The organism is Arthrobacter sp. ISL-69, assembly GCF_018613775.1.
In the GTDB taxonomy this organism is placed as follows: domain Bacteria; phylum Actinomycetota; class Actinomycetes; order Actinomycetales; family Micrococcaceae; genus Arthrobacter.
In genome coordinates this window covers 427,417-442,415 of sequence record NZ_JAGGPO010000018.1, presented here as the reverse complement: position 1 = coordinate 442,415, position 14,999 = coordinate 427,417, and the positions used below count along the sequence as shown (strand labels likewise).

Annotated in this window: 17 protein-coding genes; 8 read left to right on the top strand and 9 right to left on the bottom strand. The window is 64.9% G+C overall.

All coding sequences use genetic code 11. The features are described from left to right. Nucleotides 1-37: 37 nt before the first annotated feature. Nucleotides 38-919, bottom strand: a complete 882-nt coding sequence (locus J7I79_RS14475) for a general stress protein (protein WP_214954202.1) — start codon at nucleotides 917-919, stop codon at nucleotides 38-40. Nucleotides 920-995: 76 nt separating this feature from the next. On the opposite strand from J7I79_RS14475, the gene J7I79_RS14470 reads away from it, so the two are divergent. From J7I79_RS14470 to J7I79_RS14460, 3 genes are read left to right on the top strand one after another with little or no spacing between them, the layout of a single operon-like run. Next, complete coding sequence (locus J7I79_RS14470) at nucleotides 996-2,279, top strand: magnesium transporter MgtE N-terminal domain-containing protein (protein ID WP_214954200.1); 1,284 nt, start codon at nucleotides 996-998, stop codon at nucleotides 2,277-2,279. Further along, complete coding sequence (locus tag J7I79_RS14465; RefSeq protein WP_104172175.1) at nucleotides 2,260-2,982, top strand: DUF1003 domain-containing protein; 723 nt, start codon at nucleotides 2,260-2,262, stop codon at nucleotides 2,980-2,982. Before J7I79_RS14470 ends, J7I79_RS14465 begins: the two co-directional genes overlap by 20 nt. 11 nt (nucleotides 2,983-2,993) lie before the next feature. Next, nucleotides 2,994-4,121, top strand: a complete 1,128-nt coding sequence (locus J7I79_RS14460) for an Mrp/NBP35 family ATP-binding protein (RefSeq protein WP_214954198.1) — start codon at nucleotides 2,994-2,996, stop codon at nucleotides 4,119-4,121. 36 nt (nucleotides 4,122-4,157) lie between these two features. Here the strand turns inward: J7I79_RS14460 and J7I79_RS14455 are convergent, their stop codons facing one another. The 3 genes from J7I79_RS14455 to sigE form a co-directional block, all read right to left on the bottom strand. Then, the gene (locus J7I79_RS14455) at nucleotides 4,158-4,559 is read right to left on the bottom strand and encodes a Sec-independent protein translocase TatB (protein WP_104172173.1); all 402 of its coding nucleotides are present in this window, start codon (nucleotides 4,557-4,559) and stop codon (nucleotides 4,158-4,160) included. Between the two features lie 81 nt (nucleotides 4,560-4,640). Beyond that, nucleotides 4,641-5,774: an anti-sigma factor gene (locus J7I79_RS14450; protein WP_251042775.1), complete on the bottom strand. Its 1,134-nt coding sequence runs from the start codon at nucleotides 5,772-5,774 to the stop codon at nucleotides 4,641-4,643. Between the two features lie 8 nt (nucleotides 5,775-5,782). Next, the gene (gene sigE, locus J7I79_RS14445; RefSeq protein ID WP_214954196.1) at nucleotides 5,783-6,412 is read right to left on the bottom strand and encodes an RNA polymerase sigma factor SigE; all 630 of its coding nucleotides are present in this window, start codon (nucleotides 6,410-6,412) and stop codon (nucleotides 5,783-5,785) included. 312 nt (nucleotides 6,413-6,724) lie between these two features. Here sigE and J7I79_RS14440 point away from each other — a divergent pair, with 312 nt between their 5' ends. Then, the gene (locus J7I79_RS14440) at nucleotides 6,725-7,357 is read left to right on the top strand and encodes an O-methyltransferase (RefSeq protein WP_104172170.1); all 633 of its coding nucleotides are present in this window, start codon (nucleotides 6,725-6,727) and stop codon (nucleotides 7,355-7,357) included. Between the two features lie 45 nt (nucleotides 7,358-7,402). Here the strand turns inward: J7I79_RS14440 and J7I79_RS14435 are convergent, their stop codons facing one another. The 4 genes from J7I79_RS14435 to J7I79_RS14420 form a co-directional block, all read right to left on the bottom strand. After that, nucleotides 7,403-7,570 (bottom strand): DUF3117 domain-containing protein, encoded by a 168-nt coding sequence (locus J7I79_RS14435; protein ID WP_009357720.1) that lies wholly within the window; start codon nucleotides 7,568-7,570, stop codon nucleotides 7,403-7,405. 246 nt (nucleotides 7,571-7,816) lie between these two features. Beyond that, nucleotides 7,817-9,046: a hypothetical protein gene (locus J7I79_RS14430; protein ID WP_214954325.1), complete on the bottom strand. Its 1,230-nt coding sequence runs from the start codon at nucleotides 9,044-9,046 to the stop codon at nucleotides 7,817-7,819. Between the two features lie 50 nt (nucleotides 9,047-9,096). Next, nucleotides 9,097-9,456 carry a DivIVA domain-containing protein gene (locus tag J7I79_RS14425; RefSeq protein WP_214954194.1) on the bottom strand — a complete coding sequence of 120 codons (360 nt, stop codon included), beginning with the start codon at nucleotides 9,454-9,456 and terminating at the stop codon, nucleotides 9,097-9,099. 23 nt (nucleotides 9,457-9,479) lie between these two features. Continuing rightward, nucleotides 9,480-10,301 (bottom strand): TIGR00730 family Rossman fold protein, encoded by an 822-nt coding sequence (locus J7I79_RS14420; RefSeq protein WP_214954192.1) that lies wholly within the window; start codon nucleotides 10,299-10,301, stop codon nucleotides 9,480-9,482. 164 nt (nucleotides 10,302-10,465) lie between these two features. Here J7I79_RS14420 and J7I79_RS14415 point away from each other — a divergent pair, with 164 nt between their 5' ends. The 4 genes from J7I79_RS14415 to J7I79_RS14400 all read left to right on the top strand — a co-directional run bounded on the left by J7I79_RS14415 (nucleotide 10,466) and on the right by J7I79_RS14400 (nucleotide 13,780). Beyond that, complete coding sequence (locus J7I79_RS14415) at nucleotides 10,466-11,221, top strand: amino acid ABC transporter ATP-binding protein (protein ID WP_043429919.1); 756 nt, start codon at nucleotides 10,466-10,468, stop codon at nucleotides 11,219-11,221. Between the two features lie 70 nt (nucleotides 11,222-11,291). After that, nucleotides 11,292-12,179 (top strand): glutamate ABC transporter substrate-binding protein, encoded by an 888-nt coding sequence (locus J7I79_RS14410; RefSeq protein ID WP_214954190.1) that lies wholly within the window; start codon nucleotides 11,292-11,294, stop codon nucleotides 12,177-12,179. Between the two features lie 96 nt (nucleotides 12,180-12,275). Then, entirely contained in the window at nucleotides 12,276-12,926 is a 651-nt protein-coding gene (locus tag J7I79_RS14405; protein WP_160672472.1) for an amino acid ABC transporter permease, read from the top strand. Further along, entirely contained in the window at nucleotides 12,923-13,780 is an 858-nt protein-coding gene (locus J7I79_RS14400; RefSeq protein ID WP_214954188.1) for an amino acid ABC transporter permease, read from the top strand. The genes J7I79_RS14405 and J7I79_RS14400 overlap by 4 nt, the downstream gene beginning before the upstream one ends. A gap of 63 nt (nucleotides 13,781-13,843) precedes the next feature. On the opposite strand, the gene dapE is transcribed toward J7I79_RS14400, so the two are convergent. After that, on the bottom strand, nucleotides 13,844-14,968 hold the full coding sequence (gene dapE / locus J7I79_RS14395; RefSeq protein WP_214954186.1) for a succinyl-diaminopimelate desuccinylase: 1,125 nt from the start codon (nucleotides 14,966-14,968) through the stop codon (nucleotides 13,844-13,846). Nucleotides 14,969-14,999 lie beyond the last annotated feature (31 nt).

Here is a 14,999-nt window from a genome sequence, read left to right as displayed (position 1 = left end):
CGGATCTCGTCCGGACGGAGGCCTTATGTGTCCCCGTCTACTGCTGAGCGTTGCCTTCGGCTGGCCCCTCTTTGTGGCCTTCCTCCTGCTTGGGGGCATCCGCCACCCGAACACCGTACTGCGGCCTGCCGTCGGGCAAGTCCGGGTAGCGGACGGGGGGCGTGGGAGCCGCGCTGTGCTGGGGGTGTTCCTCGGCAGCAGCCTGGGGTCCGGCACCCGGGGCTCCGGCCGCGTGGGCACCGGCGGACGGCTGGTTCCCGGCCTCAGGCGTCCTCTGGCCGTAAGGATCGTTCCAGCCGGCCGGCCGCTGGGGTCCCGTTCCCTGCTGCGGGCCCTGCTGTCCGGGCTGCTGGAACGGCTGGTTCTGGTAGTCCCGCTGGCCGTACGCTGCGGCACCGGAGGATGCATCCGACGTGGTCATGGGCAGCTGCTGCAGCATACGCCGCGCCTCATTGGACGCTTCAACGGCGACGACGACGTCGTAGTTCGTTGCCACCACCTGGCTCGTTGAGGTGAAGTCGCGCTTCCCGCGCTGCATGGCGTAGGTGACGATGCCGAAGAGCATAAAGAACGCCGCACCCATGAGCACCGAGGTCACAATCGAGAAGTAACCGCCGGTCGGAGAGAAAAAGGACAGCATTACGCCAACAAACAGGCCAAACCACATGCCGCTCAGTGCACCGGACAAAGCGACCCGGGGGTAGCTCAGGCGCCCGGTGACGCGCTCCACCATCTTCAGGTCGTTCCCCACGATGGACACCAGCTGGACGGGAAACTGCTGGTCCGCAAGGTAATCCACCGCCTTTTGGGCGTCCAGGTAGGAGGTATACGAACCGACGGTGTCCCCGGACGGGACCGTGCGGAATTCGTCCGGCCCGTTCGGGACACCAGCCTTGGGAGCACCAAAAATGTTTGACATACATCCATTCTTGCCCATCCGGCTGTACGCAGGCTGAAATTCAGCTAAAAGAGAGCAGACTCGGTAGCCTGTACACGTGAGCACAAATCTTTCGCGGGTGTTTGTTGCGCGCCTTCTCGGACTGGATGTCTTCGACCCCCTGGGCGACCGGCTCGGCAGGCTGCGCGATGTTGTCGTGCTCTCCCGCGGCACCCGGGGCGCACCGCACGTGGTGGGCATCGTGGTGGAAGTGCCCGGCAAGAAGCGGGTATTCGTCCCGATGACCCGGATCACCTCGATCGACCAGACCCAGGTGATCTGCACCGGCCTAGTGAACCTGCGCCGCTTCGAACAGCGCGGCGCGGAAACGCTGGTGGTGGCCGAAATGTTCGACCGCCGGGTGACCCTCGCGGACGGCAGCGGCGACGCCACCATCGAGGACATCGCGATGGACCGGCACCGTTCCGGTGACTGGTTCGTCAGCAAGCTGTTCGTGCGCCGCGGCCACTCCCTCTCGCCGCTGAGCCGGCTCCGCCGCAACGAGACCATGATCATCGACTGGGCTGACGCGCAGCAGGGTGCCAGGACGGAGCCCCAGGCCGCCACCCAGTTCGTCGCGACGCACGAGGGCCTGAAGCCGGCCGACTTCGCCGAAGCCCTCCAGGAGATGAGCGACAAGCGCCGCTTCGAGGTGGCCAGCGAACTCCAGGACGAACGGCTCGCCGACGTCCTTCAGGAGATGCCCGAAGGCGACCAGGTGGAGATCCTCTCCGCCCTCGACGTTAACCGGGCCGCCGACGTCCTCGAAGAGATGGACCCGGACGACGCCGCCGACCTCCTCGCAGAACTTCCCTCGGCCCAGGCGGAGGAACTGCTGCAGCTAATGGAGCCCGAAGGTGCCGAGGATGTCCGGCGCCTCCTCGAGTATGACGAGGACACCGCCGGCGGCCTCATGACGCCTGTTCCGGTGATCCTCCCGCCCGAGGCCACCGTGGCCGAAGCACTGGCCCACGTCCGCCGCGAAGAACTCTCGCCGGCCCTGGCGTCGTCGATCTTCATTGCCCGGCCCCCGCTGGAGACGCCCACTGGACGGTTCCTTGGTGTGGTCCACATCCAGCAGCTGCTGCGCTTTCCTCCGCCCGAACCACTGGGCAACCTCGTGGACAAGACCCTCGAACCTGTCTCCGACCAGGCACACATCAGCGAGGTGGCCCGGACCCTGGCCACCTACAACCTGAACTCGCTTCCCGTGGTCAACGCCGACGGACGCCTTGTGGGGGCGGTGACCGTTGATGACGTGCTGGATCACCTGTTGCCCGATGACTGGCGTGCCCACGAGGACGACGCCCCGATAAGGAAGCTTGGAGGCCGCATTGGCTGAGAACACCTCCGCACGGAGCTCCAACACCAGGCCGGGCAGCAAGGCCGCGGGCAAAGGCAGCCTCGATACGCCCCTGAGCGGACGCCAGCGCATTCTTCCCAAGTTCTCGCCCAATCCCGATGCGTTCGGCCACGCCACGGAAGGCTTTGCCCGTTTTATGGGCACGCCGACCTTCCTGGTCTACATGACGATTTTCTGCGTCTTCTGGCTGGTCTGGAATACCTTCGCGCCCGAGGAATGGCAGTTCGACTCGCAGGCCCTGGGCTACACGCTGCTTACCCTGATGCTGTCCCTCCAGGCCTCCTATGCGGCCCCGCTGCTGCTGCTCGCCCAGAACCGCCAGGACGACCGCGACCGGGTGTCCCTCCAGCAGGACCGGCAGCGCGCCGAACGCAACCTCTCCGACACCGAGTACCTCACCAGGGAGCTGGCCTCCCTGCGCATCGCGCTCCGCGAGGTCGCCACCCGCGACTACGTCCGCGCCGAGCTCCGCAGCCTCCTTGAGGACATGCTGGAGGCGCAGGAGGAACTCCGCACCCATGATCCGTCCGGCGCCGGCAGCCACGAGTCGCCTAAGGACAAAGTCAAAGAGAAGCTGAAGGAACGCCGCGACAAGCAGCGCAACCCGCGCACCCAGCAGATCCCCAAGGTCAAACCGGACAAGCCCGGTTATCCCGCGCACCTCAATTCCCCCGAAAGCTGAGCACTGACTGCATGAGCACCCCCCTGGCCCAGGCAGTGGACACTGCACTGGCCACTGTTATCGACCCCGAACTGCGGCGCCCCATCACCGAACTCGGCATGGTGGAGTCGGTGGACATCGCCGACGACGGCCTGGTCCGGCTCGTGGTGCTGCTCACCATCGCCGGCTGTCCGCTGCGCGGCACCATTACCGCGGACTCCGAGGCAGCGCTGACGGCAGTTCCGGGCGTCACGGGCGTTGACGTCGAGCTGAAAGTCATGTCGCAGGAGCAGCGTGATGCACTGAAGGAGCAGCTTCGCGGTCCCGGAGGACAGCGGGGCATTCCGTTCAACCAGCCCGGATCCCTCACGAAGGTGTTCGCGGTGGCCAGCGGCAAAGGCGGGGTGGGCAAGTCCTCGGTCACTGTGAACCTCGCCTGCGCCATGGCCGCCCAGGGCCTGCGCGTCGGCATTATCGACGCTGACGTGTACGGATTCTCGGTGCCGGCACTGATGGGCATCGACCAGTCCCCCACCCGCGTGGACGACATGATCCTGCCGCCGGTCGCTTACGGGGTGAAGGTCATTTCCATCGGAATGTTCGTCAAGGGCAATCAGCCGGTGGCCTGGCGCGGGCCCATGCTGCACCGTGCGTTGGAGCAGTTCCTCACCGACGTCTACTTCGGCGACCTGGACGCCTTGTTCCTGGACCTGCCTCCGGGAACCGGGGACATCGCCATCTCCGTGGCGCAGCTGCTTCCGAAGGCCGAGATCCTGGTGGTGACCACCCCGCAGACGGCGGCCGCTGACGTCGCCGAACGTGCCGGCGCCATTGCCACCCAGACGGGTCAGTCCGTTGCCGGCATTGTGGAGAACATGTCCTACCTTGAAATGCCCGACGGCGGCAGGATGGAACTGTTCGGCAGCGGCGGCGGGGCTGTCCTCGCCGAGCGGCTGAGCGCGACTGTGGGCGCGAAGGTCCCGCTGCTGGGCCAAATTCCCCTGGACATCCTGCTGCGCGAGGGCGGCGACGCGGGCGAACCGATCGTCCTCGGCCGGCCGGAGACTCCGGCGGCGATGGCGCTGACCGGGATTGCGGGGAAGCTAGCGGCAAGGCCCCGCGGTTTGACGGGGATGAAGCTGGGCCTCCAGCCGCGATAACTGTTGCGTGGGTGACTGAGGCAGTCCAAATCCGGCTTAGGTGGCCTCGGAGTCGAAGGGAGCCCGCTCGCCGTCGGCCAGCCGCTCGATGACGCGTGCCGGTCGTTCTTCGGCGTAGGACGCGGCGGAGGCTGCGGCTACTGCCGCAACCGCTGCGGGGGCACCGGCGCTGACAGGCTTGGTGTCGTCGTCGAGCAGCGCTTCCTTGATGATCCGGCGGGGATCGTACTGGCGCGGGTCGTATTTCTTCCAGTCAACATCGTCGATGTCTATGCCGACTTCGTCCTTGATCTGTTCCCGCGCGCCGGACGCCATCCGGCGGACTTCCTTGACCAGGTTCGCCAGTTTCTGGGTGTATTCGGGCAGCCGGCTGGGGCCGATCACCAGGACGCCGATGATCAGCAGAAGGAGAAACTCCGGGCCGTTGATTCCAAACACTTTAGGAAGATTACCCTCTCCGGTACGCCGGTGACGATTCTGACGCGGACCGCAGCGCGCACGCCGCAAAGGACGGACGGCTCACGGTGTGAAAAGCTCCATGATGCGCCCCAGTCCGCGCTGCAGCCTCGCAGGCAGTGCCTCGGGCGCCGCCGCGGCAACCTTGTCCGTTCCGGGACCTGCCGGTCCGCCGTCCACGCTGGGCGCGGCCGTCGCGGAGACCGAGCCGATCAGCTCCGCCACGCCGTCGTCGGCCGCCTCCGCGGGGAGATCCGAAATGTAGGTGAACGTCACATCGGAGGTCTGGTAGATGGCCTTCCACGGGGCGGATGCGTTGATCCACAGCAGCCCGCCAGCAGGCACGCCGCCTTCCGGCGCAGGCACGAACCCGTCTTCGGCGGCAGGACGGCCCGTCAGGATGTTCGTCGGCGAGGAGGCTGCTGCCGCCGACGGCAAACCACCCGCCGGGCGGACCTGCGGGTGCTGTTCCAACACAGTGGCAAAGTGCTTGCCGTCGGTTAGCCTCAGCTCCAGGACGCCCTGCCCTGAGACGGCTTCACGCCGCGCCCAGAGCACATGGAACCCCATTGCCTGGAGCTCCGGGCAGGACCATCCCTGCCCACGGAGTCTTTGGAGTTCCGCGGACGTCAGCATCCCTGCCGTCCCCAGCGGCGCGGCGCTCCCCGAACCGGCACTACCTGAACCGGCGTCGGGGGAAACGTCGTCCGGGGAAACAGAGCCGGGAGAAGCGGCACCGCCGGGCGGGAGGACGCCATCCGACGACTGAAGCCCGAAAGTGGCCGCCTGCTGCTGTAACGATTCTGCGGAAACACCGGCCGCCACGGGCCTGGGGTCACCGGCCAGGAAGTAGGCGGCCCCGGCGACCACGCCTGCCGCCGCCACGGCTCCGCCTGCTGCGAGGCCCAGCACCTTTACCGCCGGCGAGGCAGGAACGGGCGGCCGGGCAGCCGAGGAGGCAGGCGCCATGGCGAGGTGCTGCGTCCGGGCCAGCAGCCTGGCCGTCAGGTCGTCGCTGGCGGCAGGGATGGCCGCACGCCGCATGCGCTCAAGGTACTGGCGTTCACGCCACAGAAGGGACGCGCATTCGGGGCACGATTCCATGTGTTTCGCGCTGCGTCCGCGCTTGCCCCGTGGCAGGAATCCGCGCGAACAGTTGCCGCCAAGGCCACGCAGCAGGTTTCTCAGCTGACGCATGGAGCCGATCAGAGGATGCCGGCGATGCGCGGCATCTTGAGCCGCGGCTTGAGGGACTGCCTGGTCCGGGGATCGCGGTGGGCCAGCTTCTCCCGGAGCATGGTGCGGCCGCGGTGGATGCGGGACCTCACGGTGCCGAGTTTGACACCCAGGGCCTCGGCGACCTCGTCGTAGGACAGGCCTTCCAGATCACAGAGGACGACGGCGGCGCGGAAGTCCGGCGGCAGTTCCTCCAGGGCGGCCTGCACGTCAAGGTCCAGGTTGTTGAATTCGAAGCTCTGTTCCGGGCCAGGTTCGCGGCCGGGCAGCCGGGATTCGGCGTCGTCAGCGAGGGCATCAAAACGGATGCGGCTCTTGCGCCGGGCCTGGTCCAGGAACAGGTTGGTGGTGATCCTGTGGAGCCAGCCATCCAGCGTGCCGGGCTTGAAGTTCTCCAGTGACCGGAAAACGCGGACGAACACCTCCTGGGTGAGGTCCTCGGCGTCGTACTTGTTGCCGGTCAGGCGGTAGGCAAGCCGGTAGACCTTGGCGGAGTGGTTTGTGACCACTTCTTCCCATGTCGGCCTGACCCACTCGGCTTCCGACTGTGCGGCTGGATCTTCAATTGCCGGGACAGGTGCCACAACTGATGCTGACATCGTCCACTCCCCTCGTGGATGGTACAAACGCCTGGGCGGTTCTGGCACCAGTCGGACTGACACCAGTGCTTCGGCGCCGATCACCTCCTGGATGAGCGGATAACCATCATTTCAAAGTTGGCTGGGAATTTCCTGACTTTCGCCGGGCTTCAGCCTTCGGCGGAAACAAACGCGCCCCGGGATGTGAATCCGTGGTCCCGATCACATCCGCGGCTAGCCACAGCCTGCCGCGCCGTCACCTCCGGTCCGGGCACCGCCGGACACAGTACGCTGTTAGAAACAATCCCCCTGCCGCCCAGAAAGCGAATCCTCATGAGCGCCGATAAGTCCACGAGCTGGTCCTATGCAGAAGATCTGCCTGCCGAGGATGAAGTCCTGTTGCATGCTCGGGAACGCTCCTTTGAGCTCGGTGTGACTCCGGTGGGACCGGGGGTTGGAGCGGTGCTGACGGTACTGGCGGCGGCCTCCAAGGCGCAGACGGCTGTGGAAATCGGCACCGGGGCGGGCGTGTCCGGCGTCTGCCTGCTTCGCGGGCTTGGCCCCCAGGCGGTGCTGACCACCATCGACGTCGACGTGGAACATCTCCGGGCTGCGCGGGAGGCCTTCCAGGAAGCGGGAAGCCCCGCCAACCGTACCCGCACCATTTCCGGCCGGGCCGGAGATGTCCTGCCGCGCCTGACGGACAGCGCCTACGACCTGGTGTTCATCGACGCGGACAAGCCGAACATTCCGGGGTACGTGGAGCAGGCTATCCGGCTGCTGAAGTCCGGCGGCCTCCTGATCATCAACGACGCACTGGACAAGGACCGGGTGGCCAACCCGGCAGCCCGGGATTCCACCACCGCGGTTCTTCGCCAGGTGGGCAAGTCAATCCGCGACGACGATCGCCTGGCCTCGGCCATGCTCCCCACCGGCGACGGACTCCTGGTAGCGGTCAAGAAATAAGGAAGGGCCCGCAGCCTTCCGGCTGCGGGCCCTTCCCCACCAAAACTATTCGGTAACGCCGACGAGGCATTCCTTTAGGTTTGCCGCCTCTGCTGCGTTAAGTTCGACCACAAGCCGCCCCCCGCCTTCGAGCGGCACACGCATGATCAAGCTGCGGCCCTCTTTGGTTACTTCCATAGGGCCGTCGCCGGTGCGTGGTTTCATAGCCGCCATGAGGAAAATCCCCTCCAATAGTCCCAGGACCTACCAGCCCGGGCGGGCTGTGGCCGCGTCGTCAAACAAAGCCGCCTTGGCGGCCTAGCAGCGGCCGCCATGGCTGAACAGTTCTGAATGCAATGGTCAATGCAATTTGTTCATGCTTAACCCCTATTATCCTGTAATTACCCGCCTGTAGCTAATTGATGGATTTTCTTCATCGCTTGGAAAATTGTGGCCGCCGTCATAGCGGCCCGTTCCGGCTCACGGCGGATAGTCTCCCCCGCCGGGCAGCTGCGCCCACGCCCACAGCCACACGATCCAGACGATCTGGAGCAGCACGAACATGGTGACCACCGCCCCGCGGTAGGCCCGCGAACGCGAGAGCAGGGCCGCACTCAGCGCCAGCGGAAACAGCGGCAGCAGCATCCGGAACGTGCTGGTCTGGGGGTGCAGGAACACCAGCAAATACCCCATGTAGCAGACGCACCAGAGCCGCAGTTCGGCCCCGAGCGCCACCACCGGCGGGGACGTCATCAGAAGCCCGAACAGGGCCACAAACACAAACGGCGCAAGGATTCCCAGCAGCGGGCCAAAAAGCTGGATCCCGGTATCGAACCACGGCTTGAAGGGCACCAGGTCGTGGCCGCGCCAGACGGTTTCGGTCTTGGTATAGGCTGCGGGGTCCCCGGTCACCGCCCATGCAATGGCAGGCCACAGCAGGGCGCTGAGTCCGCTGACTGCCGCCAATGCTGCCAGGGAAAGAAGCTCACGTCCGTTGTGGGGCAGCGGGCCGGTGTTGTCCCGGCCGGATCGGGTCCGCTGCCACACGCGGTAGGCGAGCAGCCCTCCGGCCATGGCGGCGAACGGCACCCCTGTTGGCCTGGAGAGACACATCAGCACGACGACTGGCATCGCCCACAGATACCGCCGCTGCATCACCAGCAGCAGGGCCGATGCCAGCAGCAGGAGGTTGAGGGATTCGGCATAAGGCACCTGGAGCACCGCGGCCACGGGGAAGGCGGAAAAGAAGGCCACCGCCCACATCGCCGTGCGGTGGCTGGCCTTCTGCCGGAAGAGGCAGTACACCACCAGGGCAGCGCCCAGCCCCGCTGCCATCGCGATGAAGGTGAGGGCCAGTGCGGGGTCCAGCCCCGTCATGGCGGACAGCGCCCTCCCCAGCATCGGGAACAGCGCGTAGAACGCCCAGGCGTTCTCCTGGACGTTGCCGCTTTCGTCCACGGGTAGGTGGCTAGGGTACCCGTTCCGGAGTACTTCGCCGTACCAGCGGGCATCCCAAATGTTGATGAAGTTCCAGTAATCCGGCTTAGCGGGAAACCAGGGATTGACCCCCTGGTGGAGGGCAGCTGCCATGAATATGCAGGCGCTGACAATCCGAGCCGCGGCGTAGACGCAGGCCGCTTGCGCCCACCATGGCCACGCGCCCGAACGGGCGGCAACCGAGGCCACGCTCCTCCGCACGAGGCCGTTCAGCCCCGGGTAGTCCCCCGGCACCTCCTGCCCGGCGGAAGTGTCCGGTCGGCTCAAGGCCCGCTCTCCCCCGGCTGCGCCGATGCATGGAGTTCCGTGCGCAGCCGTTCAATTTCGCGGTCCTTGGCAGCAATCTGATCACGGAGTTCGTCCAGGACCTGGTCAACCTGGTCCATGCGGTAACCCCGCAGCCCAAGGGCAAAGCGGACCCGGTCGACGTCGGAGGGCAAGGCTTCAGCGGGAAGAAGCACCGGAGGCAGCGAGGCGACAGGTTCGTCGAATCCGTCCAAAAGCGCGGAGCCGCCGGACCGCCGACGCCGAAAAATACCCGACGCAAAATCGGCTCCGAAGAAAAGCGCGGCACCGATCAGCGCGATGGCGAGGAAAATCAGGAAGAAACTCACAGGATCCATCGTGCCAGACGTCGGCGCAGCCGCTATTCAGGGCGCTGGTTGCCGTTCGGCCCGCCGTTGCTGCTGCTGGTTCCCGGTGCCGGACGGATAGCGCCATGGATGACAAGGTCCACCGCATGCGCAGGCTCGTCAACGACCTGAATGAGCCCAAGGTCCTTCTCGGAGATCATGCCGTCTTCCACCAGCGTGCCCCTGATCCACTCGAGCATCGGTCCCCAGAAGGCAGTGCCCAGCAGCACGATGGGGAAAGAAGTGACCTTTCGGGTCTGCACAAGCACCATGGCCTCGAAGAGTTCGTCCAAGGTGCCCAGCCCGCCCGGCAGCACAATGAACCCCTGCGCGTATTTCACGAACATGGTCTTGCGCGCGAAGAAGTAGCGGAAGTTGATGCCAAGGTCCACCCACTGGTTGAGGCCCTGCTCGAACGGCAGCTCGATGCCGAGCCCCACAGATACTCCGTTGCCCTGGACGGCGCCCTTGTTCGCGGCCTCCATGGAGCCCGGTCCGCCGCCGGTAATAACAGCCACCCCGGCCTCGGCGAGTTTGCGGCCCACTTCGACGCCCAGCTCGTAGTAGGCAGAGCCGGGCTTGGTGCGGGCGGAACCGAAGACACTGACGGCCGGCCCGAGGTCCGCGAGGGCGCCGAAACCTTCCACGAACTCGCTCTGGATCCTGAGCACCCGCCACGGATCCGTGTGGACGAACTGACCGGGCCCCTTGGTGTCCAGCAGGTGCTGGTCCGACATCTCCACGGCCGCCTGTTTGCGGCGAAGCTCCAGCGGACCCTTGTGACGGGCGGCAAGGGGAGGTACTGGAGTGGAAGAAGACTGCGGATCGGTGCTCATCCACCAAGGCTAGCGCGCTTCTCCAAGTCAGTCTGTCCGGCACGTCCGAACCTGCGGCTGACGGCGTTCAAGCCGCTGACCAGCAGGTATCTCTTGAATTACGATCTGTAGGAACTTGGAGTGATTGCCGTCATATCTCGCTAATGTTCGCTAGATTCTCTCTTATGACTACTCAAGTGCCCGGCGATGCTCTCGTCTCCCTGAAAGCCGTGAATAAGCACTACGGCCAGCTGCACGTACTCAAGGACATCAACCTGAACGTCCGCAAGGGCGAAGTTGTTGTGGTCATCGGACCGTCAGGTTCCGGTAAGTCCACACTCTGCCGGGCCATCAACCGCCTGGAGACCATCGATGACGGCAAGATCGCCATCGATGGCAAGGAACTCCCGGAAGAAGGCAAGGAACTCGCCAAGCTGCGCGCCGACGTCGGAATGGTCTTCCAGTCCTTCAATCTCTTCGCGCACAAGACCATCCTGGAGAACGTCACCCTGGGCCCGATCAAGGTCAAGGGTGTGCCCAAGGCGCAGGCCGACAAGGACGCCATGGCCCTGCTGGAGCGCGTCGGCGTTGGACACCAGGCGCCCAAGCTTCCGGCACAGCTCTCCGGCGGCCAGCAGCAGCGTGTGGCGATTGCCCGGGCGCTGGCCATGAAGCCGAAGGTCATGCTGTTTGACGAGCCCACCTCGGCCCTTGACCCGGAAATGATCAACGAAGTCCTTGACGTCATGATCCAGCTGGCCAAGGAAGGGATGACCATGATCGTGGTCACCCATGAGATGGGCTTCGCCCGCAAAGCCGCCGACCGCGTGGTGTTTATGGCCGACGGCCAGATCGTCGAGGACGCGACGCCTGAGGAATTCTTCACGAACCCGCAGAGCAACCGTGCCAAGGATTTCCTCTCCAAGCTCCTCACTCACTGATTCCCCAGGATCGCACCCACTCAGTTCGCACCCAGGCCACTACAGCGGCCGCCCAATGAAAGGTAATGTCATGAAGGCATTTTTGACACGACGGAAGTCCTTTGTGGTTGCAGCCTCAGCAGCCCTCGCCCTGACACTTAGCGCTTGCGGCGGCAGCGGCACCGGCACCACCAGCGACCCCACCGTCGCCCAGAAGCCCACCTTCGCAGCCGGCAGCACTATGGAAAAGCTCGCCTCCGCCGGTTCCATCAAAATCGGCACGAAGTACGACCAGCCGCTGTTCGGCCAGGTTGGCCTGGACGGCAAGCCCATCGGTTTTGACGTCGAAATGGGCAAGCTGATTGCCGCCAAGCTGGGCATCGCAGCCGACAAGATCGAATGGTCGGAGACCGTCTCGGCCAACCGCGAGCCGTTCATCGAACAGGGCAAGGTGGATCTGGTCATCGCCACGTACACCATTAACGACAAGCGCAAGCAGGTCGTCAGCTTCGCCGGGCCGTACTACGAGGCAGGCCAGGCACTGATGGTCAACAAGGACAACGACTCCATCAAGAAGCCCGAAGACGTCAAGGGCAAGAAGGTCTGCTCCGTGACCGGCTCCACTCCCGCAGCCACCATCGTGGAAAAGTACGGAGCAGAACTCGTTCCCGCCGCCACGTACTCGGCCTGCCTCGAGCCGCTGCGGAACAAGCAGGTCGAAGCCGTCACCACGGACAACGTGATCCTCGCCGGTTTCGTGGACAAGGAACCTGACGCCTTCAAGCTGGCCTCCGACGAAACCTTCACCAAGGAGCCCTACGGCATCGGCCTGAAGAAGGATGACACCGTGTTCCGCAACTGGATCAACGACCAGCTGGAGGAGTTCGGCAAGGACGGGTCCTACAAGAAGGCCTGGGAAGCAACCGCCGGCTCCGTCATCAAGACTGCCCCGGAACTTCCGGCCATCAACCGTTACTAGGTAGCAACGGCGGCTTCCGGGGGAATTCGTTGCACGCATTCCCCCGGAAGCCGCCACCCTGCTTTTGACCCCCTACGCCTAGAGCCGAAGGATCCTATGGAAGTCATCATTGAAAACCTCCCTCTTTATTGGGAAGGCCTTCTCCGCACCCTTTTCCTGTCCGTCGTCTCCGGGATCATCGCCCTCATCCTCGGAACACTCCTGGCAGCAGCCCGTGTCTCCCCCGTTGCGGCCCTTCGGGGATTCAGCACCGTCTACGTGGAAATCCTCCGGAACACCCCACTGACCATTGCCTTCTTTTTTGCGGCTATCGTCCTGCCCCGTCTCGGCGTGACATTCCAGCAGTTCGAGGTCGCAGCGATCATCGCCCTCAGCGCCTACACAGCGGCCTTCATCGCCGAAGCAGTCCGCTCAGGCGTTAACAGCGTCCCTCTTGGCCAGGCGGAGGCCGCCCGCAGTATCGGCATGAATTTCGGCCAGGTCCTGAACCTCATCATCCTTCCGCAGGCGCTGCGGACCGTGATCCCGCCGCTGATCAACATCCTGATCGCCCTCGTCAAGAACTCCTCCGTCGCCGGCGCGTTCTTTGTCCTGGAACTGTTCGGCTACGGCCGCCAAATGGCCAACGCCAACGGTGACCAGGTCATGGCAGTACTGCTGGGCGTTGCGTTCTTCTATCTGCTCCTCACTATTCCGCTGGGCGTCCTTGCCAGCACGGTGGAACGAAAGGTGGCGATTGCCCGATGACTTCAGTCCTCTACGACGTTCCCGGCCCCAAAGCGCGCCGGGTCTCGCTGATCGGTTCCGTGGTTGGAACCGTGCTGATCCTGGGTCTCCTGGCATGGATCAGCATGACTCTCGCCCAGCAGGGCATTTTTGAAGGCCGCCGCTGGGCCATCTTCACCCGGGGCGACGTCTGGATGCTGCTCGGAAATGGCCTCGGTGCCACGCTAACCGCCGCCGCCCTCGCCGCAGTGATCGCGTTCCCCCTCGGCCTGATGTTCTGCCTGCTGCGCATCTCGCTGATCGCCTGGATCCGGATTCCGGCCCGCGTGGTCCTGGAATTCCTACGCGGCATGCCGGTTGTCCTGATGATGCTGTTCGTTCTGCTCGTATTCGGGACGAGTTCCTTCATCGCGGTGGTGGCAGGGCTTGTCCTCTACAACACCGCTATCTTCGCGGAGATCATCCGGGCCGGCATCCAATCACTACCGAAGGGACAGCGGGAGGCCGGCCTGACCATCGGCCTGACCAGTTTCCAGTCCAGGATGCTCGTCGAACTGCCGCAGGCTGTCCGTCGCATGATGCCGTCGCTGGTTGCCCAACTGGTGGTGCTCCTGAAGGACACCTCGCTGGGCTACATCGTGGCGTACGGCGAACTTCTGCGCGCGGTGCAGGTGATGGCGGACTTCCTGGGTAACGCGTTCCTGTTTCCCATCTTCTTTGTGGCTGCCGCCATCTACATTGTGATCAACATCTGCGTTTCCCGGCTCGCAATCTGGATCGAACGCCGCGGCTCCAACAAAGCCGCCGGTGGCGTGGCCAAGGCGCCAACCGCCGTCGTTGCACCGGAACTCCCGGATGTACGGGAACCCAAGTAGCAGCATCCACCAGACAAGCAAGAGGGTCCGCAGCCTGCAGGCTGCGGACCCTTTTGCTTGGGGCTAGGCCGAAAGCCAGGTCCGCAGCGCCCGGAGGCATTCGCGGATGGCTTCCGCGTCCACATGTTCGTTGTCCTTGTGCGCCAGCAGCGGATCACCGGGGCCGAAGTTCACGGCGGGAATTCCCAGTTCACTGAAACGCGCCACGTCGGTCCAGCCGTATTTCGGTTTCGGCTCGGCTCCCACGGCTGCCACAAAGGACGCGGCGGCAGGGTGGTTCAGTCCGGGCCGCGCGCCGGCGGCAGCGTCCGTGCGGACCACAGCGAAGCCCTCCAACAGCTCCCGGACATGCGCCTCCGCCTGGTCCGGCGTCTTGTCCGGGGCGAAGCGGTAGTTGATCTCCACCACGCACCGGTCCGGAATGACGTTACCCGCCGTGCCCCCGTTGATCTTCACAGCGTTGAGGCTTTCGCGGTAGTCCAGGCCGTCCACGTTGATGGTCTGCGGTTCGTAGGCTGCCAGTCGGGCAAGGATAGGTGCCGCCGCGTGGATGGCGTTACTGCCCATCCACGCACGCGCGGAGTGCGCGGCCTCGCCCACAGTGGTGGCCTCAAATCGGCTGGTGCCGTTGCAGCCGCCTTCCACCGTTCCATGAGTGGGCTCCAACAGAATGGCGAAGTCGCCGTCGAGCAACTCGCCGTGGTTTCGCACCAGCCGTCCGAGTCCGCTCTTGACCGCTTCCACTTCCTCATGGTCGTAGAACACAAAGGTGACGTCTTTGCTGGGTTCGGCGCCGCCGTCGAACATCGACGCCGCCAGCGCCAGCTGCACCGCGACTCCGCCTTTCATGTCCGTGGTGCCGCGGCCATACAGCAGCCCTTCCCCCGGCGCGCCGGACGGCCAGAAGGAGGGGACGGTGCCGAGGGACCCTTCGGTTGTCGGCAAGGGCACCGTGTCCAGATGCCCGGCCAGGATGACCCGCTCCTGCCGGCCCAGCGCGGTACGGGCAACGATTGAATCGCCGTCCCGGACGACTTCTAGCTGCGGAATCCTCCGCAGGGCATGTTCGACGGCGTCGGCCAGCTCCTCCTCATTGCCCGAGACACTGTTGATGTCGATGAGCGCAGCGGTGAGGAGGGCAACGTCCTGGCGGAGATCCAGGTGGGCGGAGGCGGTTTGAGCAGTCACGATCACAGTCTAGTTCGAGTCCTGCTCCCGC

Coding starts and splice junctions, on each gene's coding strand:
- J7I79_RS14460 (WP_214954198.1), top strand. CDS start 2,994: ATGAGCACCCCCCTGGCCCAGGCAGTGGACACTGCACTGGCCACTGTT.
- J7I79_RS14400 (WP_214954188.1), top strand. CDS start 12,923: ATGACTTCAGTCCTCTACGACGTTCCCGGCCCCAAAGCGCGCCGGGTC.
- sigE (WP_214954196.1), bottom strand. CDS start 6,412: ATGTCAGCATCAGTTGTGGCACCTGTCCCGGCAATTGAAGATCCAGCC.
- J7I79_RS14420 (WP_214954192.1), bottom strand. CDS start 10,301: ATGAGCACCGATCCGCAGTCTTCTTCCACTCCAGTACCTCCCCTTGCC.
- J7I79_RS14425 (WP_214954194.1), bottom strand. CDS start 9,456: ATGGATCCTGTGAGTTTCTTCCTGATTTTCCTCGCCATCGCGCTGATC.
- J7I79_RS14405 (WP_160672472.1), top strand. CDS start 12,276: ATGGAAGTCATCATTGAAAACCTCCCTCTTTATTGGGAAGGCCTTCTC.
- J7I79_RS14475 (WP_214954202.1), bottom strand. CDS start 919: ATGTCAAACATTTTTGGTGCTCCCAAGGCTGGTGTCCCGAACGGGCCG.
- J7I79_RS14410 (WP_214954190.1), top strand. CDS start 11,292: ATGAAGGCATTTTTGACACGACGGAAGTCCTTTGTGGTTGCAGCCTCA.
- J7I79_RS14450 (WP_251042775.1), bottom strand. CDS start 5,774: ATGCGTCAGCTGAGAAACCTGCTGCGTGGCCTTGGCGGCAACTGTTCG.
- J7I79_RS14440 (WP_104172170.1), top strand. CDS start 6,725: ATGAGCGCCGATAAGTCCACGAGCTGGTCCTATGCAGAAGATCTGCCT.
- J7I79_RS14435 (WP_009357720.1), bottom strand. CDS start 7,570: ATGGCGGCTATGAAACCACGCACCGGCGACGGCCCTATGGAAGTAACC.
- J7I79_RS14415 (WP_043429919.1), top strand. CDS start 10,466: ATGACTACTCAAGTGCCCGGCGATGCTCTCGTCTCCCTGAAAGCCGTG.